Origin of the sequence: Bradyrhizobium sp. DN3 (assembly GCF_041357655.1) — a bacterium.
Classification (GTDB): Bacteria; Pseudomonadota; Alphaproteobacteria; order Rhizobiales; family Xanthobacteraceae; genus Bradyrhizobium.
In genome coordinates this window covers 407,728-430,961 of record NZ_JAULLN010000001.1, presented here as the reverse complement: position 1 = coordinate 430,961, position 23,234 = coordinate 407,728, and the positions used below count along the sequence as shown (strand labels likewise).

General features: G+C 65.6%; 23 protein-coding genes. 19 read left to right on the top strand and 4 right to left on the bottom strand.

Features of this window, described 5'->3' with window-relative positions; genetic code table 11:
* Window positions 1–6 precede the first annotated feature (6 nt).
* From ccoO to ccoS, 7 genes are all read left to right on the top strand, one after another.
* On the top strand, window positions 7–741 hold the full coding sequence (ccoO, locus tag AAE027_RS01900; protein WP_370985032.1) for a cytochrome-c oxidase, cbb3-type subunit II: 735 nt from the start codon (window positions 7–9) through the stop codon (window positions 739–741).
* 13 nt (window positions 742–754) lie between these two features.
* Window positions 755–919: a CcoQ/FixQ family Cbb3-type cytochrome c oxidase assembly chaperone gene (locus AAE027_RS01895; protein WP_063691463.1), complete on the top strand. Its 165-nt coding sequence runs from the start codon at window positions 755–757 to the stop codon at window positions 917–919.
* A 6-nt stretch (window positions 920–925) separates the two neighbouring features.
* Window positions 926–1,798, top strand: a complete 873-nt coding sequence (gene ccoP / locus AAE027_RS01890; RefSeq protein WP_370985033.1) for a cytochrome-c oxidase, cbb3-type subunit III — start codon at window positions 926–928, stop codon at window positions 1,796–1,798.
* 120 nt (window positions 1,799–1,918) lie between these two features.
* Window positions 1,919–3,385: a cytochrome c oxidase accessory protein CcoG gene (ccoG, locus tag AAE027_RS01885; RefSeq protein ID WP_370985034.1), complete on the top strand. Its 1,467-nt coding sequence runs from the start codon at window positions 1,919–1,921 to the stop codon at window positions 3,383–3,385.
* Between the two features lie 11 nt (window positions 3,386–3,396).
* Window positions 3,397–3,882, top strand: a complete 486-nt coding sequence (locus tag AAE027_RS01880; protein ID WP_370985035.1) for a FixH family protein — start codon at window positions 3,397–3,399, stop codon at window positions 3,880–3,882.
* 12 nt (window positions 3,883–3,894) lie between these two features.
* Window positions 3,895–6,084 (top strand): cation-translocating P-type ATPase, encoded by a 2,190-nt coding sequence (locus AAE027_RS01875; RefSeq protein WP_370985036.1) that lies wholly within the window; start codon window positions 3,895–3,897, stop codon window positions 6,082–6,084.
* Window positions 6,084–6,272: a cbb3-type cytochrome oxidase assembly protein CcoS gene (gene ccoS, locus AAE027_RS01870; RefSeq protein ID WP_370985465.1), complete on the top strand. Its 189-nt coding sequence runs from the start codon at window positions 6,084–6,086 to the stop codon at window positions 6,270–6,272. The genes AAE027_RS01875 and ccoS overlap by 1 nt, the downstream gene beginning before the upstream one ends.
* On the opposite strand, the gene AAE027_RS01865 is transcribed toward ccoS, so the two are convergent.
* Window positions 6,250–7,452 (bottom strand): MFS transporter, encoded by a 1,203-nt coding sequence (locus tag AAE027_RS01865; protein WP_370985037.1) that lies wholly within the window; start codon window positions 7,450–7,452, stop codon window positions 6,250–6,252. The two genes, ccoS and AAE027_RS01865, sit on opposite strands and share 23 nt — an antisense overlap.
* Before the next feature lie 86 nt (window positions 7,453–7,538).
* Window positions 7,539–8,018, bottom strand: coding sequence for a cupin domain-containing protein (locus AAE027_RS01860; protein WP_370985038.1), 480 nt, complete (start codon window positions 8,016–8,018; stop codon window positions 7,539–7,541).
* Between the two features lie 237 nt (window positions 8,019–8,255).
* Here AAE027_RS01860 and AAE027_RS01855 point away from each other — a divergent pair, with 237 nt between their 5' ends.
* Together AAE027_RS01855 and AAE027_RS01850 are read left to right on the top strand one after the other, a co-directional pair.
* A complete protein-coding gene (locus AAE027_RS01855; RefSeq protein ID WP_370985039.1) occupies window positions 8,256–8,540 on the top strand; it encodes a hypothetical protein in 285 nt (94 codons plus the stop codon).
* Between the two features lie 81 nt (window positions 8,541–8,621).
* Window positions 8,622–9,350, top strand: coding sequence for a peroxiredoxin-like family protein (locus tag AAE027_RS01850; RefSeq protein WP_370985040.1), 729 nt, complete (start codon window positions 8,622–8,624; stop codon window positions 9,348–9,350).
* 178 nt (window positions 9,351–9,528) lie between these two features.
* On the opposite strand, the gene AAE027_RS01845 is transcribed toward AAE027_RS01850, so the two are convergent.
* Window positions 9,529–10,416: a LysR family transcriptional regulator gene (locus tag AAE027_RS01845; protein ID WP_370985041.1), complete on the bottom strand. Its 888-nt coding sequence runs from the start codon at window positions 10,414–10,416 to the stop codon at window positions 9,529–9,531.
* Between the two features lie 193 nt (window positions 10,417–10,609).
* Here AAE027_RS01845 and AAE027_RS01840 point away from each other — a divergent pair, with 193 nt between their 5' ends.
* The 3 genes from AAE027_RS01840 (at window position 10,610) to AAE027_RS01830 (ending at window position 13,695) form a co-directional block, all read left to right on the top strand.
* Window positions 10,610–11,434, top strand: coding sequence for a 3-hydroxybutyrate dehydrogenase (locus AAE027_RS01840; protein WP_370985042.1), 825 nt, complete (start codon window positions 10,610–10,612; stop codon window positions 11,432–11,434).
* A gap of 70 nt (window positions 11,435–11,504) precedes the next feature.
* On the top strand, window positions 11,505–12,653 hold the full coding sequence (locus AAE027_RS01835) for a patatin-like phospholipase family protein (protein ID WP_370985043.1): 1,149 nt from the start codon (window positions 11,505–11,507) through the stop codon (window positions 12,651–12,653).
* Between the two features lie 91 nt (window positions 12,654–12,744).
* Window positions 12,745–13,695 (top strand): oxygenase MpaB family protein, encoded by a 951-nt coding sequence (locus tag AAE027_RS01830; RefSeq protein WP_370985044.1) that lies wholly within the window; start codon window positions 12,745–12,747, stop codon window positions 13,693–13,695.
* Between the two features lie 105 nt (window positions 13,696–13,800).
* Here the strand turns inward: AAE027_RS01830 and glgA are convergent, their stop codons facing one another.
* Window positions 13,801–15,216 (bottom strand): glycogen synthase GlgA, encoded by a 1,416-nt coding sequence (gene glgA, locus AAE027_RS01825; RefSeq protein ID WP_370985045.1) that lies wholly within the window; start codon window positions 15,214–15,216, stop codon window positions 13,801–13,803.
* Window positions 15,217–15,410: 194 nt separating this feature from the next.
* Between glgA and AAE027_RS01820 the strand changes: the two genes are divergently transcribed.
* From AAE027_RS01820 to AAE027_RS01790, 7 genes are all read left to right on the top strand, one after another.
* Window positions 15,411–16,607: a CaiB/BaiF CoA transferase family protein gene (locus AAE027_RS01820; RefSeq protein ID WP_370985046.1), complete on the top strand. Its 1,197-nt coding sequence runs from the start codon at window positions 15,411–15,413 to the stop codon at window positions 16,605–16,607.
* A 133-nt stretch (window positions 16,608–16,740) separates the two neighbouring features.
* Window positions 16,741–18,276 carry an ABC transporter substrate-binding protein gene (locus tag AAE027_RS01815; RefSeq protein WP_370985047.1) on the top strand — a complete coding sequence of 512 codons (1,536 nt, stop codon included), beginning with the start codon at window positions 16,741–16,743 and terminating at the stop codon, window positions 18,274–18,276.
* A 7-nt stretch (window positions 18,277–18,283) separates the two neighbouring features.
* Window positions 18,284–19,234, top strand: coding sequence for an ABC transporter permease (locus AAE027_RS01810; RefSeq protein WP_247279274.1), 951 nt, complete (start codon window positions 18,284–18,286; stop codon window positions 19,232–19,234).
* Window positions 19,221–20,093 carry an ABC transporter permease gene (locus tag AAE027_RS01805; RefSeq protein ID WP_370985048.1) on the top strand — a complete coding sequence of 291 codons (873 nt, stop codon included), beginning with the start codon at window positions 19,221–19,223 and terminating at the stop codon, window positions 20,091–20,093. Before AAE027_RS01810 ends, AAE027_RS01805 begins: the two co-directional genes overlap by 14 nt.
* Window positions 20,090–21,082 (top strand): ABC transporter ATP-binding protein, encoded by a 993-nt coding sequence (locus AAE027_RS01800; RefSeq protein WP_370985049.1) that lies wholly within the window; start codon window positions 20,090–20,092, stop codon window positions 21,080–21,082. The genes AAE027_RS01805 and AAE027_RS01800 overlap by 4 nt, the downstream gene beginning before the upstream one ends.
* The gene (locus AAE027_RS01795; RefSeq protein WP_370985050.1) at window positions 21,079–22,050 is read left to right on the top strand and encodes an ABC transporter ATP-binding protein; all 972 of its coding nucleotides are present in this window, start codon (window positions 21,079–21,081) and stop codon (window positions 22,048–22,050) included. The genes AAE027_RS01800 and AAE027_RS01795 overlap by 4 nt, the downstream gene beginning before the upstream one ends.
* Before the next feature lie 80 nt (window positions 22,051–22,130).
* Entirely contained in the window at window positions 22,131–23,198 is a 1,068-nt protein-coding gene (locus AAE027_RS01790) for an alcohol dehydrogenase (RefSeq protein WP_370985051.1), read from the top strand.
* The last annotated feature ends 36 nt before the right edge of the window (window positions 23,199–23,234 follow it).

Sequence of the window (23,234 nt, the reverse complement as noted above, 5' to 3'; positions counted from 1 at the left end):
CAAGCAATGTCGTTCTGGACACGCCACCAAATCTTCGAAAAGAACTCGATCATCCTGGTCGTCGGCATCCTGCTCGTGGTTGCGATCGGCGGCCTCGTGGAGATCACCCCGCTGTTCTACCTCAAGAGCACGATCGAGGCGGTCGACGGCGTCAGGCCTTACACGCCGCTGGAATTGGCGGGGCGCAACGTCTACGTCCGCGAAGGCTGCTATCTCTGCCATTCGCAGATGATCCGCCCCTTGCGTGACGAGGTCGAGCGCTACGGCCACTTCTCGCTCGCCGCCGAGAGCATGTTCGACCATCCGTTCCAGTGGGGCTCGAAGCGCACCGGTCCCGACCTTGCTCGCGTCGGGGCGAAATATTCCGACGACTGGCACGTCACCCATCTGACCAACCCGCGCGCCATCGTGCCGCAATCAGTGATGCCGGGCTATCCGTTCCTGAGCCACACCGAGGTCGATCCGGACACGATCGCCGACCACATGCGCACCTTGAAGGCCGTGGGCGTGCCCTACACCGACGACCAGATCGCGAGCGCAGGCGCCGACCTGAAGGCCCAGGCCGATCCGGACAATGCCGGCGGCGATGCCTTCAGCAAGCGCTACGCCAAGACCGTCGTGCGCAACTTCGACGGCAAGACCGGCACGCCGACCGAAATGGACGCGCTGATCGCCTACTTGCAGATGCTCGGCACGCTGGTCGACTTCAAGCTCTACAACGAGAAAGCCAATCTTCGCTGAGAAGGCATCAACGATGAAAGCTATCCTGACAGTCCATAATCTCGCGTCCGAGCTGGTGACGACGATCTGGACGCCGGTGTTCGTCGCGATCTTTCTCGCGATCATCGCCTACGCATTTTGGCCCCGTAACAAGGCTGCGTTCGACGAAGCAGCACACCTGCCGTTGCGGGAGGAGTGAGAGACCATGACCGATCATAGCGAAGTCGATACCGTCACCGGCAAGTCCACGACAGGACACGAATGGGACGGCATCAAGGAGCTCAACACGCCGCTGCCGCGCTGGTGGGTGATCGCCTTCTATCTCACCATCGTCTGGGCGATCGGCTACTGGATCGTCTATCCGGCCTGGCCGCTGATCGCCAGCAACACCACGGGCGTGTTCGGCTATTCGTCGCGCGCCGACGTCGCGGTCGAGCTCGCCAATCTCGAGAAGATCCGCGGTGACAAGATGTTGGCGCTGGGCGCCGCCTCGCTGGCCGACATCGAGAAGGACCCCGCGCTGCTCGCGCTCGCCCGTGCCAAGGGCAAAACCGTGTTCGGCGACAATTGCGCGCCGTGCCACGGCTCCGGCGGCGCCGGCGCCAAGGGCTTCCCGAACCTGAACGACGACGACTGGCTGTGGGGCGGCACGCTCGACCAGATCATGCAGACCATCCAGTACGGCGCGCGTTCCGGCCATGCCAAGACGCATGAAGGCCAGATGCTCGCCTTCGGCAAGGACGGCGTGCTGAAGGGCGACGAGATCGTCACGGTCGCCAACTATGTGCGGTCGCTGTCGGGCCTCTCAACCCGCAAGGGCTTTGATGCCGCCAAAGGCGAGAAGATCTTCGCGGAGAATTGCGTCGCCTGCCACGGCGACGGCGGCAAGGGCAACCAGGAGATGGGCGCGCCGAACTTGACCGACAAGATCTGGCTCTACGGCTCGGACGAGGCGAGCCTGATCGAGACCATCAGCCAGGGCCGCGCCGGCGTCATGCCGGCCTGGGAAGGGCGGCTCGATCCCGCCACCATCAAAGCGATGGTGGTCTACGTTCATTCGCTCGGCGGCGGCAAATAAGCCGATCCACGGCCAACGACTTCCGGCGGGGGCGAAGAAAAGCGCCCCCGTTTGCGTTGGATCAAGGGACGTGCCGGCGCCGGGTCTAGGTTTGATCGCACCTCTCGAGAAGATTCCGCGATGAACAAGACCGTCAACCCGAACGAACTCAAGCCGGCCGACGACAAGGCGCCGCTCTACGCTGCCCGCAAGAAAGTCTATCCCCAGAGCGTCTCCGGCACATTCCGCCGGATCAAATGGGGCCTGATGGCGTTCTGCCTCGGCGTCTATTATCTCCTTCCGTTCGTGCGCTGGAACCGCGGCCTCGGCGCTCCCAGCCAGGCGGTGCTGATCGATCTCCCCAACAGCCGCTTCTACTTCTTCTTCATCGAGCTGTGGCCGCAGGAGGTCTACTACTTCACCGGCCTGTTGATCGTCGCCGCGGTCGCGCTGTTCCTGATGAACTCCATCGGCGGCCGGATCTGGTGCGGCTACCTCTGTCCGCAGACGGTATGGACCGACCTGTTCTATGCCGTCGAGCGCCTCGTCGAGGGCGACCGGCGCGAGCGGATGAGGAAGGACAAATCGTCCGACCCGCTCAAACTCGAGCGCATCTACGAGATCGTGCTCAAGCACTCGATCTGGCTGCTGATCGCCTGGTGGACCGGCGGCGCCTGGGTGCTCTATTTCAACGACGCGCCGACGCTGGTCAAAGAGCTCGTCACCTTCCAGGCGCCGATGATCGCCTATGTCTGGATCGGCATCCTCACCGCATCGACCTATGTGCTCGCCGGCTTCATGCGCGAGCAGGTCTGCACCTATATGTGCCCGTGGCCGCGGATCCAGGCGGCGCTGACCGACGAATGGGCGCTCAACGTCACCTATCGCTACGACCGCGGCGAGAAGCGCACCTCGGTGAAGAAGGCCGCCGAGCTGCGTGCCCTCGGCCAGCAGGTCGGCGACTGCGTCGACTGCTATCAGTGCGTCGCGGTTTGTCCGACCGGCATCGATATCCGCAACGGGCCGCAGCTCGAATGCATCCAGTGCGGGCTCTGCATCGACGCCTGCGACAACGTGATGACCAAGATCGGCCGGCCGAAGCGGCTGATCGGCTACGACAACGACATCAACATCCAGCGTCGTCAGGAAGGCAAGGCGCCGATCTACCGCATCGTCCGTGCCCGCACGGTCGTCTACAGCGCGATCATCGCGGCGGTCGGCGGCATCATGATCTATACGCTCGCGACCCGCAGCCTGCTCGACGTCAACGTCCTGCACGACCGCAATCCGGTCGCGGTCAAGCTCAGCGACGGTTCGATCCGTAACGCCTACACGGTGCGTCTGCTGAACAAGAGCGGCTACGACCGCGTTATCGCCATCGACGCGCACGGTCCGGCCAACGCGACTATCCACGTCGTCGGCGTCGATTCGGTGACGCCGGACCGGCCGATGATCGTGATCCCGCGCGACTCCACCAGCGAGCTGCGGCTGCTGGTCACCGCGCCGGCGGACAACAATCCGGAGAAGTCGATCCCCGTCCGCTTCCACGTCACCGACATCGGGCTCGGCGAGGTCGCTTCCACCACCGACAATTTCGTCTCGCCTTAAGGGTCACTGCGATGGCCTTCAAACCGCTGACTGGAACCAAGGTGTTCCTGATGCTGGTCGCCTTCTTCGGCCTCGTGATCGGCGTCAACGCGACCATGATGGAGCTCGCGATCGCGACGCTGCCCGGCACCGACGTCGACAGCCCCTATGCCGCGGGCCTCACCTATGACCGCGAGATCGCGGCGGCGCAGGACCAGGCGCTGCGCAAATGGAAGGTCAACGCCCATGTCGAGCGCCGCAACGACGGCGGCGCCGTGCTCCAGGTCGAAGCACGCGATGCGAGCGGCCAGCCGATCGCCGGACTGAAGTTCGGCGGCCGCCTGGAGCGGCCGACCGACAAGCGCGCCGATCTCGCCGTCGAGCTCACGGAAGCCGGCATCGGCATCTATCGCGGCCATGCCGCCGCCGTCGCGCCCGGCCAGTGGGATCTGGTGATCGAGGGCGAGGCGCGGGGGGCACGCGTGTTCCTGTCGCGCAACCGCGTGATCCTGAACTGAAGGGATTTCGTCATGCAGGTCACACGTGATTTTTCGCACTACGTCCGGACCGCGGGCGAGGGCCTCCAGCACATCGATCTCGCCGTCGAAGGCGTCCATTGCGCCGGCTGCATGGCCAAGATCGAGCGCGGGCTGTCCGCCATCCCTGATGTCACCCTGGCGCGGGTGAACCTCACCGACCGCCGCGTCGCGCTGGAATGGAAGGCGGGCACGCTCGATCCTGGCCGATTCATCGATCGGCTGGAAGAGCTCGGCTACAAGGCCTATCCGTTCGAGACCGAGAGCGCGGAGGCAACCGAGGTCGCTGAATCGCGCTTCCTGTTGCGCTGCCTCGGCGTCGCCGCGTTCGCCACCATGAACGTGATGATGCTGTCGATCCCGGTGTGGTCGGGCAACGTCTCCGACATGCTGCCCGAGCAGCGCGACTTCTTCCACTGGCTCTCGGCGCTGATCGCCCTGCCGGCCGCGGCCTATGCCGGCCAGCCGTTCTTCCGTTCGGCCTGGCGGGCGCTTGCAGCGAAGACCACCAACATGGACGTGCCGATCTCGATCGGCGTGATCCTCGCGCTCGGCATGTCCGTGGTCGAGACCGTCCATCACGCCGAGCACGCCTATTTCGACGCCGCGATCATGCTGCTGACGTTCCTCCTGGTCGGCCGTTTCCTCGACCAGAACATGCGGCGGCGGACCCGTGCAGTCGCCGGCAATCTCGCGGCGCTGAAGGCGGAGACAGCCGCGAAGTTCATTGGTCCCGACGAGATCTCGCAGGTGCCGGTCGCCGCGATCCATCCCGGCGACATCGTGCTCTTGCGGCCCGGCGAACGCTGCGCGGTCGACGGCACCGTGATCGAGGGGCGTTCCGAGATCGACCAGAGCCTGATCACCGGCGAGACGCTCTATGTGACGGCCGAGCAGGGCACGCCGGTCTATGCGGGGTCGATGAACATCTCCGGCACGCTGCGGGTACGGGTCTCGGCGGCCTCGGAGGCGACGCTGCTCGCCGAGATCACGCGGCTGCTCGACAACGCGCTCCAGGCGCGCTCGCGCTACATGCGGCTCGCCGACCGCGCCTCGCGCCTGTACGCGCCTGTCGTGCATGCGACTGCGCTCCTGACCATCCTCGGCTGGGTCATCGCCGGCGCGAGCTGGCATGATGCGATCGTGACCGGCGTCGCCGTGCTGATCATCACCTGTCCCTGCGCGCTCGGGCTCGCGATCCCGACGGTGCAGACGGTGGCCTCGGGCGCGATGTTCAAGGCGGGGGTGCTGCTCAATGCGGGCGACGCGATCGAGCGGCTGGCCGAAGCCGACCATGTCATCTTCGACAAGACCGGCACGCTGACGCTGCCCGATCTCGAAGTCATGAATGCCGCCGACATCCCTGCCGATATCTTCGCGCTCGCCGGCCGCCTCGCGCTGTCGAGCCATCATCCGGTCGCAGCCGCAGTTGCGCAGGCTGCCGGTGCGAAGTCTCCGATCGTCGGCGCTGTCGAGGAATCCGGTCAGGGCGTCCGCGCGACCGTCGACGGCGTCGAGCTTCGCCTTGGCCGTCCGTCGTTCTGCGGTGCCGAGACGCTGGTCGGCGGCGCCACGCTCGATCCCGAAGCCTCGATCGTGGCATTCAGCAAGGGCAACGAAAAGTTCATCCTTTCCGTCCGCCAGGGCTTGCGCCCCGACGCGCAAGGCGTGATCACGGCGCTGAAGGCGCGCAACATCGGCATCGAGATCCTTTCCGGCGACCGTGAGCCAGCAGTGAAGGCGGCGGCGCACGCGCTCGGCATTCCCGAATGGCGCGCCGGCGTCACCCCGGCCGACAAGATCGCGCGGATCGGGGAATTGAAACAGCGCGGCGCCAAAGTGCTGATGGTCGGTGACGGCATGAACGATGCGCCTTCGCTGGCGGCAGCCCATGTCTCGATGTCGCCGATCTCGGCCGCGCATCTCAGCCAGGCCACCGCCGATCTCGTCTTCCTCGGCCGTCCGCTCGCTCCAGTCGTCGCTGCCATCGACTCCGCGCGCAAGGCGCTGCATTTGATGCGGCAGAACCTCTGGCTCGCGATCGGCTACAACGTCCTCGCTGTACCGGTTGCGATCAGCGGCGTCGTGACCCCCCTGATCGCGGCGGCCGCGATGAGCGGATCGTCGATCCTGGTGATGCTCAATTCGTTGCGGGCGCGCAGCGCCTCGCGGGAGATCGCGTGATGGAGATCCTGGTCATTCTGGTCCCGCTGGCGCTGGCTCTCGGCGGTGCCGGTCTCATAGCTTTCCTCTGGTCGCTGCGGAGCGGCCAATACGACGATCTCGACGGCGCCGCCTGGCGCGCGATTGCGGACGACGAGCCGCCGCAGCAGCAGGCGCCGACTAGCGCTAGCGCTTCAAGTCAATCGTGAGCAGAGCTGCGGCCGCGAGGGCGAGACCCACGCCGGCCACGCAGGCCTGCCAGCCGAAGGCGTCGAACAGCCGTCCGAGCACGGCCGTGCCGACGAGCCCGCCGCAGAAATAGCAGGCGAGATAGGTGCCGCTGGCGATGCCGCGGCCGTCGGTAGCCGCCTGTCCGACGAAACCGGTGGCGGTCGCTTGCGCGAAGAACGTGCCGACGCCGACCAGGACCATCCCCGCGAGCACCGCGCTCAGATGCGGCGTCAGCATCAACGGCAAACCTATCCCGGCGACGGCGAGCGAGCCCCAGATCGTCGGCCGTGGTCCGAGGCGCGATGCTATTCTGCCCGCCAGCAATGTCGTGAGCACCGAGGGCAGGAAGACGACATAGACGAAGCCCAGACCCATCATGCCGAGCGATAGCGGCGGCCGCACCAGAACGAAATTGACGAAAGTGAAGGTGCCAATGAAGGCGAACAGGATGCAAAAGCCGATGCCGTAGGCGGCGCGCAATCGCGGGTCGCGCCAATGTGCGAACATCGCGGCGAGCGGCGACCCCGTGGCTCTCATCGCATGCGTCGGCTGGACGTGCTTGATGGTGAAATAGACCAGCGCCGCGCCGGCGAGATTGAGGGCAGCGAAAACGTAGAAATTCCACGCGAGGCCGAGGCCGTCGGCAACGGCGGCCGAGATCAGCCGGCCGACGAGATTGCTGGCGACGTTGCCAGTGATGTAGGCGGCAAACGCGCCGCCGGCGTCCATCGCGCTGCATTGCTCGCCGAGATAGGCCAGCGTCAACGCGAAGGCGGATGCCATACAGAGGCCTTGCGCCACCCGCAGGACCGTAAAGGCGGCAAGATTGGGTGCGGACGCCAGGAGGCTCGTCGGAATCGCAAGAAGTGCCAGGCTGAGCAGGATGCCGTTCCGACGATTGATATGTGGGCTGAAGAAGCCAACGACGAGGCTCGCGACGGCCATGCCGAAGGTGCTGGCATTGACCGCGAAGCCCATCGCCGCCGGCGTGACGCCATAGTGGCGCGTCAGCGAGGGTAGGATCGCCTGCGTCGCGAACAGGTCGACGACAGTCAGGAATGCGGTGAGGCCGATCACGAGCGAACGCAGCGCGAGACCTGCGGAAAGCCCATCCATGGGCACCGCGCCCGGTTTGATCGGGGTGGAAAGATCGATCATGGCACGCTTGTCCTGTGAGGGGTGTGGCGCCCGGCATGAGATCCGGGCACCACATCGGGTAACGATACGCCGGGGCCGTGCGCTCGTTACATGTGGTGGTCGTTCGGGTCCTTGCGGACGTCGCCGACATAGAGAATGACGGTCTCCTTGCCGAAGTTCTTCCACCAGTGCGAGGTGCCGTAGACTTCGGGACGGATGTCGCCGGCCTTGTGCACGATCGGATCGGTGCAGTTGGAGGCGTATTCGACGATCTCGCCCTGCTGCACGAAGATCAAGGCAGGGCGGTCGTCATGACTGTGCCAGGGCACGATGCCGCCGGGCGCGATCGTCAGCTTGCGGAAGCGAAGCTCGCGGCCCTCGATATGGGCCGGCTGCTTGCCGAGGTCGATCGCGCCGAGCGTGACGTCGGTGACGCCGACCGGCTTGTAATCGACCATCTGCTGGGCGTTCGGCTTGATCTTGTCGGCGGGGCACGCGCCGGCGAAAACCGGTGTCGCAAATGTCAGCGCCCCGAGAACGGCAACGCCTGTCCAAACCACGCGCGACACGATGTGATGCCTAGACATGGGAACTCTCCTGTGTTGGCCGCAACCGTGGTGGTCGCCGGCTATGGCAGGAGCTTCGTCGAGACCGCGTCGATGTTGAAATGCCGGCTCGCTTTCGATGCGATAGCCCGGCGCTATGTTGATGCGCCGCGGCTATCGCACCGATTGGGCATCGGCATTTCCGCCTCCGGGGGATCTGGCGTCCGATGACAGGGCGCCCGATTGGCGGGCGTTCACGTCAATCCGGAGGAGCATCTCATGACGAAAGTGTCCAAAACCCTGATCTTTAGCGCGGCCTTCGCCGTGATCGCCACGTCGGCCTTCTCGGAGGCCGCCTGGGACTTCAAGGCCGGCATGGCTTACGTCTATGGCGGACCCGGCAAGATGTCGGCGATGGCCATGGCGCCGGCCGAGAAGAACCACGACGCCATGATGAAGAACGCGAAGAAGGTTCCCGACAACACCGTCTTCTTCATGGACAAGGGTACGCTGTACTCCACGTCGGGGCGGCTGGATCCGACCGGCAATTTCTACGTGAACTGATCACGTGCGCAGGACGGCCGCCCCCTTGCGGGCGGCCCGACCACGCAATTAATATTCGTCCCCTGAACGCCGGAGCAGAAGATGACGTCTCTCTCGCCAGCCGAGGCCGAACAGCTCAGGCTTGCCTTCCAGCGCTGCCGCGACATGGATGGTACGCTGAACGAACAGCTCCGCGCCTATGCCGACGCCAGCCGCAAGGTGTTCCCCGCCTATGGCGAGGCGGTCGATCGCCTGGTCGCGCGGTTGAACGGAAACGGGGGTGGTGAGACGGCGCCGCGTCCGGGCGATGCGATGCCGCCGTTCATGCTGCCCGACGAGAGTGGACGTCTCGTCGCGCTGAATGCGCTGCTGGAGGGCGGCCCGGTTGCGGTGATGTTCTTCCGCGGTCATTGGTGCCCGTATTGCCGGCTCAATGTCCGCGCGGTGGTCCAGGCACTCGGTCGCATCAAGGCGATAGGGGCACAGGTCGTCGCAATCGTGCCGGAAACGCTGGAATATACGCGGCAGCTCAAATCAGATGCCGGTGCGCCGTTTCCGATCCTGACCGATCTCGACAACGGCTACGCGCTCTCGCTCAACCTCGCGATCTGGCTCGGCGCCGAGATCCAGCATCTGTTGTCCTATCAGGACATGGCGAAATTCCACGGCAATGACGGCTGGGTGCTGCCGATTCCGGCCGTGTTCGTGGTCGGACCCGACGGCCTCGTGAAGGCCCGCTTCGTCGATCCCGATTTCCGCAAGCGCATGGAGATCGATGATCTCTTGGCCGCGCTGGAGGATGCACGCAGGGGAAAGCTGAGCTTCGCATAACGCGCTTTCTTCCCTTCTCCCGTTCTGGGAGAAGGTGGCGCGAAGCGCCGGATGAGGGGTTTCTCTGCGCCCTCGATGCAAAAGACTAGCGCGCTGAGACAACCCCTCACCCGTCTCGCCGCTGTCGCGGCGAGCCACCCTCTCCCGCAAGGGGAGAAGGGAAAGCAGCGTCCGCGCACTAGCCCGCCAGCTCTCGCCAGTCCGCGCCGCGCAGCATGCGCATCACGGCATTGCCCACCGCCGTGCGCTGCCGGCCGGCCACCCCGTAAAGGCTGACGGTACGGCGGGCGTCCAGCCCCGTCACCGCGGCGCGCGTCAGCCGTTCCGGCACGGGCGAGGTGTGCGGCAGCATGGCGATGCCCATGTCGGCTTCGACCAGCTCGATCAGATCGCGCTCGTTCGAGACTTCGTGGCCATGTTCGATGTCGATGCCGTGTTCGCGCAGGCTCGCAGAGATCCGGCCGGAATGCTCGCAGAACGTCCGGCTCAGAAGCTGCTCCGATCGCAAGTCCTCCAGTTCGATCGTGCTGCGGCCGGCCAGCCGATGGCCATCGCCGACGACGAGCTCAAAAGGTTCCGTGAAGAGAGGCCAGACGTCGAGCCGTTCCCAGGCCTCGTCGATCTCGGCGGCAATCCCGAGCTCGGCCTCGCCCTTCTTCAGGAATTCGCCGACCTCCCGGCTCGTTCCGCGCAGGAAGCGGAATTCGAGCCGGTTGAATTGCCGCCTGATCTGGTTGAGATGGGGAATGAGCAGCGACAGATCGATCGAATGTGTCAGCGCAATGCGGAGCGCGCCGATCTCGCCGCTCTTGAACGAGGAGGCGAGGGAACGCGCGCCGACGGCGGCGTCATAGCACTGCTTCAAGAGCGGATGCATGCGCTGGCCGAGCTCGGTCAGCTGCGCAGCGGGCCGCTCGCGACGAAACAGGTCGCCGCCGAGCTCGGCCTCGAGCTGCTTGATCGCGCGCGTCAGCGACGGCTGCGTCACGTTGCACTCCTCGGCGGCACGCGTGAAGTTCAACAGCTGCGCCACCGCGAGGAAATAGCGGACCTGATGCATTTCCATGGATCGGCTCCCCAGCAGGATCGGGCAGCAGAACTCTAGCCGATCGGGGCAGGGAATGACATCCCGGCCGCAATAGCGGGCGCGTATGGTTTCGGAAGCCAGGCGGCATTTCCATTCGGGCCGGCGCCGCTTCATGGTCCTGCGAAAGCGGGCGCCGGGGCCAAGCCCAGCGATCGCCAATGGAGGATCTCGCATGAACATACCGCTGAAGCCACAGACGTCTCAACCTGCGCGCGCGCTGGCCGGAAAGGTTGCGCTGGTCACGGGCTCGACCAGCGGCATCGGGCTCGGCATCGCACGGGCGCTGGCCGCCGCGGGTGCCGACATCGTGCTCAATGGCCTCGGTGTCGCGAGCGAGATTGGCCGGACGCGCGAGCAGATCGCCGCCGAGTTCGGCATCAAGGCGAGCTACTCGGCCGCAGACATGACGAGGCCCAAATCGATCGCCGAGATGATCGCGGCCACCATCGCCCAATCCGGCCGGCTCGACATCCTCGTCAACAATGCCGGCATCCAGCATGTCGCGCCGCTCGACCAGTTTCCAGTCGAGAAATGGGACCAGATCCTCGCGATCAATCTGACGTCGGCCTTCCACACCACGCGACTCGCGTTGCCGGCGATGCGCCGGAACGGTTTTGGCCGGATCATCAACATCGCCTCTGCGCATGGTCTCGTCGGCTCGCCGTTCAAGGCGGCCTATGTCGCCGCCAAGCATGGGATCGTCGGTCTCACCAAGGTGACGGCGCTCGAGACCGCGGAGGAGGGCATCACCTGCAATGCCGTCTGTCCGGGCTACGTCTACACACCGCTGGTCGAGGCGCAGATCGACGGACAGGCCAAGGCGCACGGCGTCTCCCGCGATCAGGTGATCCGCGACGTGCTGCTCGCGCAGCAGCCGAGCAAGCGTTTCGCCACGGTCGAGGAGCTTGGTGCGCTCACGGTGTTCCTGGCGACGGAAGCGGCCGCTTCCATCACCGGCATTGCGCTTCCGGTCGATGGCGGCTGGACAGCGCATTGACATGGGGCGGCGCAACAAGCTGCGGCGGACTGCGAACATTCGATCGGCGCAAGCGCATGAGGAGCGAGACATGAACGGCATGCAGGACAACGCGCAGAACAATGATACGGACCTGCCGGGCCAGGTCGTGCTGGTGCTTCAGGGCGGCGGCGCACTCGGGTCCTATCAGGCCGGCGTGTACCAAGCGCTGCACGAGGCCGGCATCGAGCCTGATTGGATCATCGGCACCTCGATCGGCGCCATCAATGCGAGCCTCATTGCGGGCAACGTGCCTCGGCAGCGACTCGCCCGTCTGAGGGAGTTCTGGAAACGGATGGAGCAGAATCCGATCTGGAATTTGCGTACCGCGTTTCCCGGCTTCAACGAGAAGCTGACCTATTGGTCGACGGTCACCAACGGCATTCCCGGCTTCTTCCGACCCAATCCGCTGGCGCATGCGGGGGATTCCTTTCCGCTCGGCGCCGACCACGCCGGCTTCTATTCGACTGCGCCGCTGGAGAAGACGCTGCTCGAACTCGTCGATTTCAGCCTCGTCAACCGCTGCTCGCCGCGCTTGACGGTCGGCGCGGCTCATGTCCGCACCAGCCAGATGCGCTATTTCGACAGCCGCGACGGTGATCTCACGGTGAAGCACGTCATGGCCTCGGGCGCGCTGCCGCCGGCTTTCCCGGCGGTGCGCATCGACGGCGAGCTCTATTGGGACGGCGGCATCCTGTCCAACACGCCGACAGAGGCCGTGTTCGACGACAATCCGCGCAAGGACTCGCTGATCTTCGCGGTGCATCTGTGGAATCCGGTCGGAGCCGAGCCGACCACGATGGCGGAGGTGCTGAACCGCCACAAGGACGTGCAATATTCCAGTCGGATCGCCAGCCAAATCGCGCGCCAGCAGCAGGCCCATCGCCTGCGCCACGTCATTAACCAGCTCGCCGCGCGACTGCCCGAGCGCGAGCGCAGCGATCCGGCGGTGCGTGAGCTCACGAGCCATGGCTGCCCGACGCGCATGCACGTCGTGCGCCTGCTCGCCCCGCAGCTGGACCGCGAGAGTCACACCAAGGATATCGATTTCAGTCCGTCAGGCATCATGCAGCGCTGGGATGCAGGCTATGCCCACACGAGATCCGTGCTTGCGCGAAAGCCGTGGATCGGTGAATTCGATCCGCTCGCCGGCGTGGTGCTGCACGAGCATATGGACGTGCTGCCGATTGCGGCGGAGTGAGGGCCTTGTTCGTCATTGTTTTGCGTGATGACGATTTCGCAGGGGCGCGGTCCGGGGTATTGTCGCCGTGTCTTCGTCGTGAGGCTTGCAATTGGTCGGTGAGAAAGATCTGGAGGCGTCGCTCGAAACGCTGTGTGCGAACGCGGCGGGACCGGTCGCCGGCGTGTTCGGTCCGTCCTCGCTGACCTGGCGGATCGACCGGGAGGCCGTGATCTTTCTCGGCGCCGGCCGTGCGCTGTTGCTGCAACTGGCGCATCCATGGGTGGCGGCGGCGATCGCCGAGCATTCGAGTACCCTTGCCGACCCGATCGGCCGCTTCCATCGCACTTTCGACATCGTCTTTACCATGGTGTTCGGCTCGCTGGACCGAGCGCTGCTGTCGTCCCGGCAACTGTACCGGCGCCACAGCATGATCATTGGCGAGATGCCTGAGACCGTCGGTCCGTTCGCGGCCGGCTCGCGCTATTGCGCCAACGACATTCCCTCGCTCCGCTGGGTCCATGCGACGCTGGTCGAGACCGCGCTGATGGTGCATGATCTGGTGCTGCCGCCGCTCTCGGCGGAGGAGCGCGAGCGCTATTGGAGCGAGGCGCGGCTGTACGGCGCCCTGTTCGGACTGACGGGGAATGATTTGCCGGCGGACTGGTCCGGCTTCGCAGCCTACAATGCGGCGATGGCGCAGTCGGATACGCTGACCGTCAGCCCGGCGGCGCGCGAGATCGCCGAGCAGATCTTCAGCGGCGCCCGCCCCTGGTTGCGGCCACCGCGATGGTACCGCGCGCTCGCGGCACGCATGCTGCCGGAGCGACTGCGCGCCGGGTTCGGCCTTGTGCTTGACGCGCGCGACATCAGAGCTGCCGACAATGCGCTGACCTGGATCAGGCGCGTCTATCCGAAACTGCCCGACCGGCTGCGCTATGTCGGCCCCTATCAGGAGGCGCAGGCGCGCTTGCGGGGCGAGCCGCAGCCCGACTGGATGATCCGTTGCCTGAACAGGGCCTGGATCGGGCGGCCGCAGATGGATGTGCGCGGGAAGGGGTGAGGTCCTCCGCTGCTGCCACAACTTCCGTCATTGCGAGCCAACGGGGCCGCGCTTCGCGCGGACCCGTTGGCTCGCAATGACGGAGTGTGAGGAAACACCTCAGGCTTACACCGACGCCAGCTTCCGGTACAGTGCGCTGTAGCAGCCGGCCGAGATGCTCCAGGAGAATGATCGTCCCATCGCACTGCGGCGCATGGTATCGAGCTGGTCCTGCGCCATGAACGCCTCGAACGCGCGGCGGACGCCGCCGAGGAAGGATTCGCGCGAGGGTCTTGCGAACAGGAAGCCGGTCTCGCCGTCGGTAATGGTCTCGGCAAGGCCGCCGGTCTGGTGTCCGATCGGCAGCGAACCGAAGCGCTGGGCGTACATCTGGCTGAGCCCGCACGGTTCGAAGCGCGAGGGCATCAGGGTGAAATCGCTGCCGGCGAAGATGCGGCGCGCCTGGGCGTCGTTGAAGCCGATCACGACCCCGATGGCATCGGGGCGGCGGCGATGCGCGTCGATCACGGCCTGCTCGAGCGCCGGCTCGCCGGAACCGGTGATCACGATCTGCCCGCCGGCATCGACGATCTCGTCGGCGGCCGACAGCACGAGGTCGATGCCCTTCTGGTGCACGAGGCGGGCGACGATGCCGAACATCGGCCCGCGTGAGACCGCAAGCCCGAACTGCTTGCGCACGTAGTCCGCATTCGCTTTCTTGCCGATCCAGTCGCCGGCGCCGAATTGCTGGGCGAGCTGTGCGCAGGAGCGTGGGTCCCAGCTCTCGTCGATCCCGTTGAGGATGCCGGTGAGCTCGGCCGCGTCGGAGCGGACGCGAAGCAGGCCTTCGAGGCCGCAGCCGAATTCGGCCGTGGTGATCTCGCGCGCATAGGTGCCGCTGACCGTGGTGAGGTGCGAGGCATAGACCAGCCCCGCCTTGAGGAAGGAGACCTGGTCGTAGAATTCGACGCCGTCGATATGGAACGAGCTCTCCGGCGCGCCGATCCGCCGCAGCGATTCCTTTGGGAAGAGGCCCTGATAGGCGAGGTTGTGGATGGTCAGGATCGACGGCAGCTTGGCGCCGCGCCAGGCGAGATAGGCCGGCACGAGCGAGGCCTGCCAGTCATTGGCATGGATCAGGTCTGCTGCCCAATTCTTGTCCAGCGTGCCCATGGCCAGCTCAGCGGCGGCCGAGGCAAGGCGTGCGAAGCGGATGTCGTTGTCCGGCCAATCGCGCCCGGATTCGTCGCCATAGGGATTGCCGGGCCGGTCATAGAGCTGTGAGCACAACAGCACGTAGACCGGCAGGCCGTCCTTGGTCGCGGCCCGCCCGAGCGAGCAGGCTGGCATCTCCGCGAATGCCGGACAGCGGCCAACGATTTGAATGTGCGTGAGTTGTTCGATGATGTCGCGATAGCCGGGCAGCATGATCCGGATATCGGCAAAGGAGCGAAGGGCGCGGGGAAGGGCGGCAGAAACGGCTCCAAGTCCGCCGACGCGGACGAAGTCGTCCATCTCTGTCGTGACGAACAAGACCCTCAAGAACAGCCGCCCTCTGCCGATCCCGTTCGCTGCTATGCAAGAACGGGTCCAGTTGTTCCGGAATTCCCAAGCCCGCCCATGCGGCGCGTCGGTTCGGTAAACACTTTCCTACTCAGCCGCCGCCCTCTAGGGTCGCCGCATCAACAACAGAGAACTTCGATAAGTTCCTAAGACACCCAAGGACGTGAGCAGGCATGCAGCTAGCAGATAAGCATGAGGGGACGACGACAAAGGCCTTCGCCGGCCTGCGGGTCCTGGATTTTTCGACCACGATTGCCGGTCCCCACTGCACGCGCATGCTCGCCGACATGGGCGCCGAGGTGATCAAGATCGAGACCGACGGCGGCGAGACGATGCGGACCCGGCCGCCGCTGCGCAAGGGGTGCAGCACCACGTTCGGCCAGCTCAATGTCGGCAAGAAGAGCGTGGTGCTCGACCTCAAATCCGAGGACGGCAAGGAGGCGGTGCGCCGGCTGGCCGCGACATCAGACATCCTGGTCGAGAACTTCCGCCCGGGGGTGATGCACCGGCTGCGGCTCGACTACGACAGCATGCGTCAGGTCAACCAAAAGCTGATCTACTGCTCGATCTCGGGCTACGGCCAGACCGGCCCCTCGGCCGAGCTGCCGGCCTATGCCCCGGTGATCCATGCGGCCTCGGGCTACGACATGGCGCATCTCGCCTATCAGCCCGGCCGTCACCGCCCCGACTATTGCGGCATCTATCATGCCGACGTCGTCACCGGCACCTACGGCTTCGGCGCGATCGCGTCCGCGCTCTATCAGCGCACCGTGACAGGCCTTGGCCAGCACATCGACATCTCCATGCTGGAAACCATGCTGTCGCTGACGCTGACCGAGTTGCAGAGCTCGCAATTCGCGGTGAAGCCGCCGCCGCGCCCGATGTTCGGGCCGACCGAGACGGAAAACGGCTATGTCATGATCACGATCGCCAGCGAGAAGACGTTTCAGGGTTTGATGGGGGTGATCGGCCGCCCCGCATGGATCTCCGATCCGCGCTTCTCGACTTACGCCGCGCGCCGCGAGAACTGGGCCGACATGATGGACGGGGTCGAAGCCTGGTCACGGCAGCTCACGACCGATGCATGCCTTGCCGCGCTCGGCGTAGCCGGCGTTCCGGCCTCGGCCTATCGCACCGTGTCAGAAGCGCTGGCGGATCCGCAGCTCGCGCACCGGCAGGCGCTGTCCGAGGTGCGGGACGAGGGCGGTTCATTCCAGGTCCTTAATCTGCCGTTCCGAATGTCGGGCGCCGACACCACGCCGGCCAAGACGATGGCCGTGCTCGGCGAGCACACGGATGCGCTACGCGATGAGATCGGTCTCGCGGACGAGGCGCCAATTCCGTCAGGCAAAACGGTCGCGACGCACTGAACGCATCGCGCCGCGGTATGCGGCGCTCGAACCCTCGTGCGTTCCTCTTGCCGTGGCGGACATTTGTCGCCAATCTCGCTCCCCGAGTCATTCAACGATCCGAAACATCGGACGAGGGACCCCGGGAGGAACCATGACGAATGCGGCTGCCGTGGCGCGCAAGTGCGTGCCGATTTTCCTTGTTGCGGCATTTGCGCTGGCGGCGCCGGCGCAGGCGCAGAAGTCGGGCGGCAGCATCACGGTCGGTCAGGAGCTCGAGATTGCAGGCTTCGATCCGCTCAAGGTCGGCGTCTACGACACGTCCACCTTCACCGCCGCCGCCGCGATCTTCGACACGCTGACGACGCTGGACGAGAAGGGCGAGGCGGCGCCAAAACTGGCAGTGTCCTGGACCCATTCCGACGACTACAAGAGCTGGACCTTCAAGCTGCGTCAGGGCGTGAAATTCCACGACGGCACGCCGTTCAATGCGCAGGCTTTCAAGGAGAATTTCGACCGGCAGAAGGATCCCGCCAACAAGTGCCGCTGCGCCTTCTACATCACCAATGTCAAGGAAGTGCTGGCGCCCGACGAATACACCATCGTCTACAATCTTACCGATCCCTCCGTGAACCTGCCGGCGGTGATCACCATCCAGAGCTCCAACAACGCCATTCATTCGCCGACGGCCTGGAAGACCAAGGGCGACGACTATAATCGCAATCCCGTCGGCACCGGCCCCTACATCCTGAAATCCTGGACTGCGGGCGACCGCATGGTGCTGGAGAAGAACCCCAATTACTGGGACAAGGGCCGTCCCTATCTCGACCGCATCATCTTAAAGCCGCTGCCCGACGCGCAGTCGCGCTTCGCATCGCTGCAATCGGGCGAGGCCGACATCATCTGGGACGACGAGAACGACGCCGACAACATTATGAGGGCGCAGAAGGACTCCAAGCTTACCGTGCAAACCTACAAGGGCTCGGGCGCGCAGGTCTACGCCTTCAACACCAAGGTCGCGCCGTTCGACGACGTCCGCGTGCGGCAGGCGCTGGTGATGGCGATCGACCGTCCAAAAATGTCGCAGGCGATCAGCAACGGCCTGAGCCGGCCCGCGACCAATCCGTACGGCGACGGCTCCTGGGTCAAGTGCAAGGACGACGGCGCGCTGCCGTTGGACATCGAGAAGGCCAAGGCGCTGATCAAGGATTACGGCAAGCCGGTCGAGTTCAAGATGCTGGTGACCGCGACGCCCCGCGGCCGCATGATCGGCCAGGTGCTCCAGCAGTTCTGGAAGCGCGTCGGCGGCAACATGGAGATCGAGCAGGTCGATCAGGCCACCATCCCGTCGCGCGCCTTCACCCGCCAGTTCCAGTTGACGCCGTGGCGTATCGTCGATCTCGCCGATCCCGATCCACAGATGTATGCGAACTTCCGCAGCGGCAGCCCGCTCGCGCTGTCCAACTACGCCGATCCGGAGCTCGACCGGCTGCTCGATCATGCCCGCGTCACGGCCGACCTCGGCCAACGCACCGAGGATTATTGCGCGATCAGCCGCCTGATCAACAAGCAGGCGATCTGGTTCTGGACCTTCCAGAACACCTATTACGCGCTGTCGAGCGCCAAGCTGAAGGGCTTTCCGAAAATCTACAACGGTGTGATCGACGTCTCGAACACCTGGCTGGAATGAAAGCGCGATGCTGAACTTCGTCGTTCGGCGGCTCCTTGCGATTCTGCCGGTCCTGCTGGCCGTCTCGCTGCTGACCTTCCTGATTGCCTCGCTGCTGCCGGGCGATCTCGCCTTGGTCATCCTCGGCGACCAGGCAACGCCGGAGAATGTCGCGGCGCTGCGCCGTGACATGGGGCTCGACCAACCGCTGTGGTGGCGTTACCTGAGCTGGCTCGGCCATGTCCTGCAGGGCGATCTCGGCCGCTCCTTCCGCACCGGGCAGACGGTGCTCCAGGCAGTGGCCGAGCGCATCCCGGTCTCGCTCCAGCTGATGCTGATGGCCGAGTTCATCGGCCTCTTGATCGGCGTGCCGCTTGCGATCGCCTGCGCCGCGCGCGCCGGCGGCGCCTTCGACCGCTTCATGACCGGCAGCGCCTTCGCCATGCTGTCGATGCCGTCCTTCCTGACCGCGATCCTCCTGATCTATCTGTTCGCGGTCGAGCTGCACTGGCTGCCGGCAACCGGCTATGTGCCGTTCACCGAGGCGCCGCTGGCCAATCTGCGCTTCTTCGTGCTGCCGGCGCTGACATTGGCGCTGGCGGAATGGCCGGGCATCATGCGGGTGCTGCGCTCCGACATGATCGCCACCTTGCAGGAGGATTATATCGCGCTTGCCAAGGCCAAGGGCCTCAAGCCCGCACGCATCCTGTTTGTGCATGCGCTCAAGCCCTCGTCGCTGACGCTGGTGACGGTGACCGGGATCAATATCGGCCGCCTGCTCGGCGGCACGCTGATCGTGGAATCGATCTTTGCGCTGCCCGGGATCGGCCGGCTGCTAGTCGGCGCGATCTACACCCGCGACCTCGTCATCCTGCAGGGCGTGGTGCTGCTGGTCGCCTGCGGCTTCGTGCTCGTCAACTTCATCGTCGACATGCTCTATGCCGTGCTCGACCCCAGGATCCGCCATGGCCACGCTTGAGCTCTCGATTCAGGACGAGGCGGCGGTCGCGCCCGTTCGCGGCAGGCGCAAGCTTGGTCTGCTGTTCTGGCTCGCAAGCGGCTGGCTCGCCATCGTTCTTGCGCTCGCGATCCTCGCGCCGCTGCTGCCGCTGCAGAACCCGACCGACATGGACATGCTGGAGCGCCGCGCGGCATTCTCCGGCGAGCACTGGCTCGGCACCGACGGGCTCGGCCGCGACGAGCTCGCCCGCCTGATCTTTGGCGCGCGGGTGTCGCTGACGGTCGGGCTGATCGCGCCGATGATCAGCCTCGTTTTCGGTGGCGCACTCGGCCTGCTCGCCGGCTATTTCCGGGGCCGGTTCGAGACGCTGGTGGTCGGCAGCATGGACGTGCTGCTGGCCTTTCCGCCGCTGATCTTCGCGCTCGCCGTGACTGCCTATCTCGGCCAATCCGTCCCCAACCTGACCTTGATCCTCGGTGTGCTCGGCATTCCCGCTTTCATGCGGGTGGCGCGTGCGGCGACGCTGACGCTGGCGCGGCGCGAATTCGTGATTGCCGCCGAGGCGCTCGGCGCCAGCCATGCGCGCATCATCTTGCGCGAGCTGCTGCCGAACGTGATCCTGCCGCTGCTGGCGTTCTTCCTGCTCGGTGTTGCCGTCACCATCGTGGTCGAGGGGGCGCTGTCCTTTCTCGGTCTCGGCGTGCCGCCGCCGATGGCGAGCTGGGGCAGCATGATCGGCGAGGGGCGTGAGAGCCTCGACGTCGCGCCGCGGCTCGCCTTCCTGCCAGCGGCGGCGCTGTTCCTGACCGTGCTGGCCTTCAACCTCGTCGGCGATACCTTGCGGGCGCTGACCGACCCGCGTCAGGGGGCATTGTGAGCGCGCCGCTCTTGACCATCGAGGACGTCGCGGTCGAGCTGCCGACACCGCGCGGCAATTTGCGCGCGGTGGATCATGTCGACCTGTCGCTGGCGGCCGGCCGCACGCTCGGCATCGTCGGCGAATCCGGCTGCGGCAAGACCATGCTGTCGCGCGCGGTGCTTCAGCTCCTGCCGAAGAAGGCGAAGCTGACGGGCCGGGTGATGTTCGACGGCGAGGATCTGGTGCGGCTCGATGCGGAACGGCTGCGGCGCCTGCGCGGGCGCGATCTCGCGGTCGTGTTCCAGGATCCCATGACCTCGCTCAATCCCGTGCTCACCATCGGCACCCAGTTGATGGAGACGATCCAGGAACATCTCGAGCTGGATGCCCCGGCGGCCAGGAAGCGCAGCATCGAGCTGCTGGCGGCCGTCGGCATTCCGGCACCGGAGCAGCGGCTCGCGCAATATCCGCATCAATGTTCCGGGGGCATGCGCCAGCGCATCGCGATCGCGATCGCACTGTCCTGTGAGCCGAAACTGCTGATCGCAGACGAGCCGACGACGGCGCTGGACGTCACCATCCAGGCGCAGATTCTCGATCTCCTGGCGCGCGAGCAGCGGCGCCGCCACATGGCGATGATCATTATCACCCATGATCTCGGCGTCGTCGCCGGCCGCGCCGACGAGGTCGCCGTGATGTATGCGGGCAGGGTGGTCGAGCGCGCGCCGACGCCTGCGCTGTTCAAGCGCATGCACATGCCCTACACCGAGGCGCTGCTGGCGGCGATCCCGAAGCTTGAGACCGCGCCGCATACGCCGCTGCCTGCGATCTCCGGCCGTCCGCCCGACCCGACGCGGCCGCTGCGTGGCTGCTCCTTTGCGCCGCGCTGCCGCTATGCCGCGGGGCGCTGTCATGAGGCCAAGCCCGAGCTGAAGAGCGCGGAGGTGCCGGGGCATCTCTATGCCTGCTTCCATCCGATCCAGATGGCCGAGGGGATCGGAGCATGATGCAGCGTGCCGTGCGCCCCGAGCCGCTGCTGAACGTCGACAATCTCGTCGTCGAATATGGTCTCGGCAACAAGACGGTGCATGCCGTCTCCGGTGTCAGCCTTCAGGTCGCGCGCGGCGAGACGCTGGGGCTGGTCGGTGAATCCGGCTGCGGCAAGTCGACGCTGGGGCGCGCGGTCCTGCAGTTGCGCCGCGCCAAATCCGGGCGGGTGATGTTCGACGGCGAGGATCTGACGGCGATGGAGGGCGAGGCGCTGCGCAAGATGCGCCGCCGAGTGCAGCTGATCTTCCAGGATCCGATCGCCTCGCTCAATCCGCGCCGGCGCATCGGCGATATCGTCGCCGAGCCGCTGATCATCGCCGGCGTCAAGGACGCCGCCGAGCGCAAGCGGCGGGTTCACGAGGTGCTTTCCGCGGTCGGGCTCGACCCTGATATCGTGGCGGGCCGTCTGCCACATGAATTCTCCGGCGGCCAGTGCCAGCGCATCTGCATCGCGCGGTCGCTGGTGCTCAATCCTGAGTTCATCGTCTGCGACGAGCCGGTGTCGGCGCTCGACGTCTCCATCCGCGCGCAGATTCTCAATCTGCTGGAGGAGATGAAGGCGCGCTTCGGCCTGACGCTGCTGTTCATCGCGCATGATCTCGCGGTGGTCAAAGCGGTCAGCGACCGCGTCGCGGTGATGTATCTCGGCCGGCTCTGCGAGGTCGGGCCGTCGGAGCAATTGTTCGCAAAGCCGGCGCATCCCTATACCGGGTTGCTGTTGCAGGCGATCCCGGTGCCCGATCCGGATGTGCGTCCCGTTGAGAGTGTAGCGAGCGGGGAGCCGCCATCGCCGATTGCGCCGCCGTCCGGCTGCCGCTTCCGCACCCGCTGTCCGCGGGCCGATCAGCGATGCAGCGCGGAGATACCGGAGTTGCGTGAAATCGTGCCCGGCCAGTTCGCGGCTTGCCATCATCCGCTGGCCTAAACTAAGACGGTCGGGGTTTGTCTCGCCTCGCCGGTCGTGGCATGCTGGCGCGACAACAAGAACATGCCGGGAGGACGTCGATGAAGAGCTTCAAGGTCGCCGATTTCAAGGCGCCGCTGCAGGAGGTCGACGAGGCCACGCCGCAGCCCTCGGGCACCCAGGTTCTGATCAAGGTGAAGGCGGCTGGCGTCTGCCACAGCGACCTCCACATCTGGGAAGGCGGCTACGATCTCGGTCACGGTCGCAAGCCGCTGTCGCTGAAGGACCGTGGCATCAATTTGCCGCTGACCATGGGCCACGAGACGGTCGGCGAAGTCCTCGCCTTCGGTCCCGACGTGAAGCCGACCGACCAGGGCGACCTCAAGCTCGGCGATGTCGGCCTGGTCTATCCCTGGATCGGCTGCGGCAAATGCGCCACCTGCCTTGGCGGCGACGAGAACATGTGCCTGACGCCGCGCTCGCTCGGCGTCTATTGCGATGGCGGCTATGCCGACCACATGCTGGTGCCGCATCCGCGTTATCTGCTCAACCTGAGAGGGCTCGATCCCGCGACGACCGCGCCTTATGCCTGCTCGGGCGTCACCACCTACAGCGCGCTGAAGAAGGTCGAGCAGCATTTCGACACGCCGATCGTGATGTTCGGCGCCGGCGGCCTCGGCCTGATGGCGCTGTCGCTGCTGAAAGCGATGGGCGGCAAGGGCGCGATCATGGTCGATATCGATGCGAAGAAGCGCGAAGCGGCGGAAAAGTCCGGTGCGCTCGCGACGGTCGATCCCAAGGCGCCGGATGCGCTGGAGCAGCTCGCGAAGAAGGCGGGCGGGCCGATCCGCGCCGTGATCGACCTCGTCGGCAATGCCGCGACGACGCAGCTCGGTTTCGACTGCCTGACCAAGGGCGGCAAGCTCGTCATCGTCGGCCTGTTCGGCGGCGGTGCGACCTGGGCGCTGCCGCTCATTCCGATCAAGGCCGTGACGATCCAGGGCAGCTATGTCGGCAATTTGCGTGAGACGCAGGAATTGCTCGATCTGGTGCGAGCGAAGAAGGTGCCGCCGATCCCGGTGACGACGGTACCGCTCGCCAGGGCCAACGACGCGCTGCTGCAGTTGCAGCAGGGCGCGGTGGTCGGACGCACCGTGCTGACGCCGTAACGAACGCTCTCTCCTCCGTCATTGCGAGAAGCAAAG

Excerpts from the sequence above, each read along its gene's own strand:
- ccoO (WP_370985032.1), top strand. The coding sequence starts at position 7 with ATGTCGTTCTGGACACGCCACCAAATCTTCGAAAAGAACTCGATCATC.
- AAE027_RS01895 (WP_063691463.1), top strand. The coding sequence starts at position 755 with ATGAAAGCTATCCTGACAGTCCATAATCTCGCGTCCGAGCTGGTGACG.
- ccoP (WP_370985033.1), top strand. The coding sequence starts at position 926 with ATGACCGATCATAGCGAAGTCGATACCGTCACCGGCAAGTCCACGACA.
- ccoG (WP_370985034.1), top strand. The coding sequence starts at position 1,919 with ATGAACAAGACCGTCAACCCGAACGAACTCAAGCCGGCCGACGACAAG.
- AAE027_RS01880 (WP_370985035.1), top strand. The coding sequence starts at position 3,397 with ATGGCCTTCAAACCGCTGACTGGAACCAAGGTGTTCCTGATGCTGGTC.
- AAE027_RS01875 (WP_370985036.1), top strand. The coding sequence starts at position 3,895 with ATGCAGGTCACACGTGATTTTTCGCACTACGTCCGGACCGCGGGCGAG.
- ccoS (WP_370985465.1), top strand. The coding sequence starts at position 6,084 with ATGGAGATCCTGGTCATTCTGGTCCCGCTGGCGCTGGCTCTCGGCGGT.
- AAE027_RS01865 (WP_370985037.1), bottom strand. The coding sequence starts at position 7,452 with ATGATCGATCTTTCCACCCCGATCAAACCGGGCGCGGTGCCCATGGAT.
- AAE027_RS01860 (WP_370985038.1), bottom strand. The coding sequence starts at position 8,018 with ATGTCTAGGCATCACATCGTGTCGCGCGTGGTTTGGACAGGCGTTGCC.
- AAE027_RS01855 (WP_370985039.1), top strand. The coding sequence starts at position 8,256 with ATGACGAAAGTGTCCAAAACCCTGATCTTTAGCGCGGCCTTCGCCGTG.
- AAE027_RS01850 (WP_370985040.1), top strand. The coding sequence starts at position 8,622 with ATGACGTCTCTCTCGCCAGCCGAGGCCGAACAGCTCAGGCTTGCCTTC.
- AAE027_RS01845 (WP_370985041.1), bottom strand. The coding sequence starts at position 10,416 with ATGGAAATGCATCAGGTCCGCTATTTCCTCGCGGTGGCGCAGCTGTTG.
- AAE027_RS01840 (WP_370985042.1), top strand. The coding sequence starts at position 10,610 with ATGAACATACCGCTGAAGCCACAGACGTCTCAACCTGCGCGCGCGCTG.
- AAE027_RS01835 (WP_370985043.1), top strand. The coding sequence starts at position 11,505 with ATGAACGGCATGCAGGACAACGCGCAGAACAATGATACGGACCTGCCG.
- AAE027_RS01820 (WP_370985046.1), top strand. The coding sequence starts at position 15,411 with ATGCAGCTAGCAGATAAGCATGAGGGGACGACGACAAAGGCCTTCGCC.
- AAE027_RS01815 (WP_370985047.1), top strand. The coding sequence starts at position 16,741 with ATGACGAATGCGGCTGCCGTGGCGCGCAAGTGCGTGCCGATTTTCCTT.
- AAE027_RS01810 (WP_247279274.1), top strand. The coding sequence starts at position 18,284 with ATGCTGAACTTCGTCGTTCGGCGGCTCCTTGCGATTCTGCCGGTCCTG.
- AAE027_RS01805 (WP_370985048.1), top strand. The coding sequence starts at position 19,221 with ATGGCCACGCTTGAGCTCTCGATTCAGGACGAGGCGGCGGTCGCGCCC.
- AAE027_RS01795 (WP_370985050.1), top strand. The coding sequence starts at position 21,079 with ATGATGCAGCGTGCCGTGCGCCCCGAGCCGCTGCTGAACGTCGACAAT.
- AAE027_RS01790 (WP_370985051.1), top strand. The coding sequence starts at position 22,131 with ATGAAGAGCTTCAAGGTCGCCGATTTCAAGGCGCCGCTGCAGGAGGTC.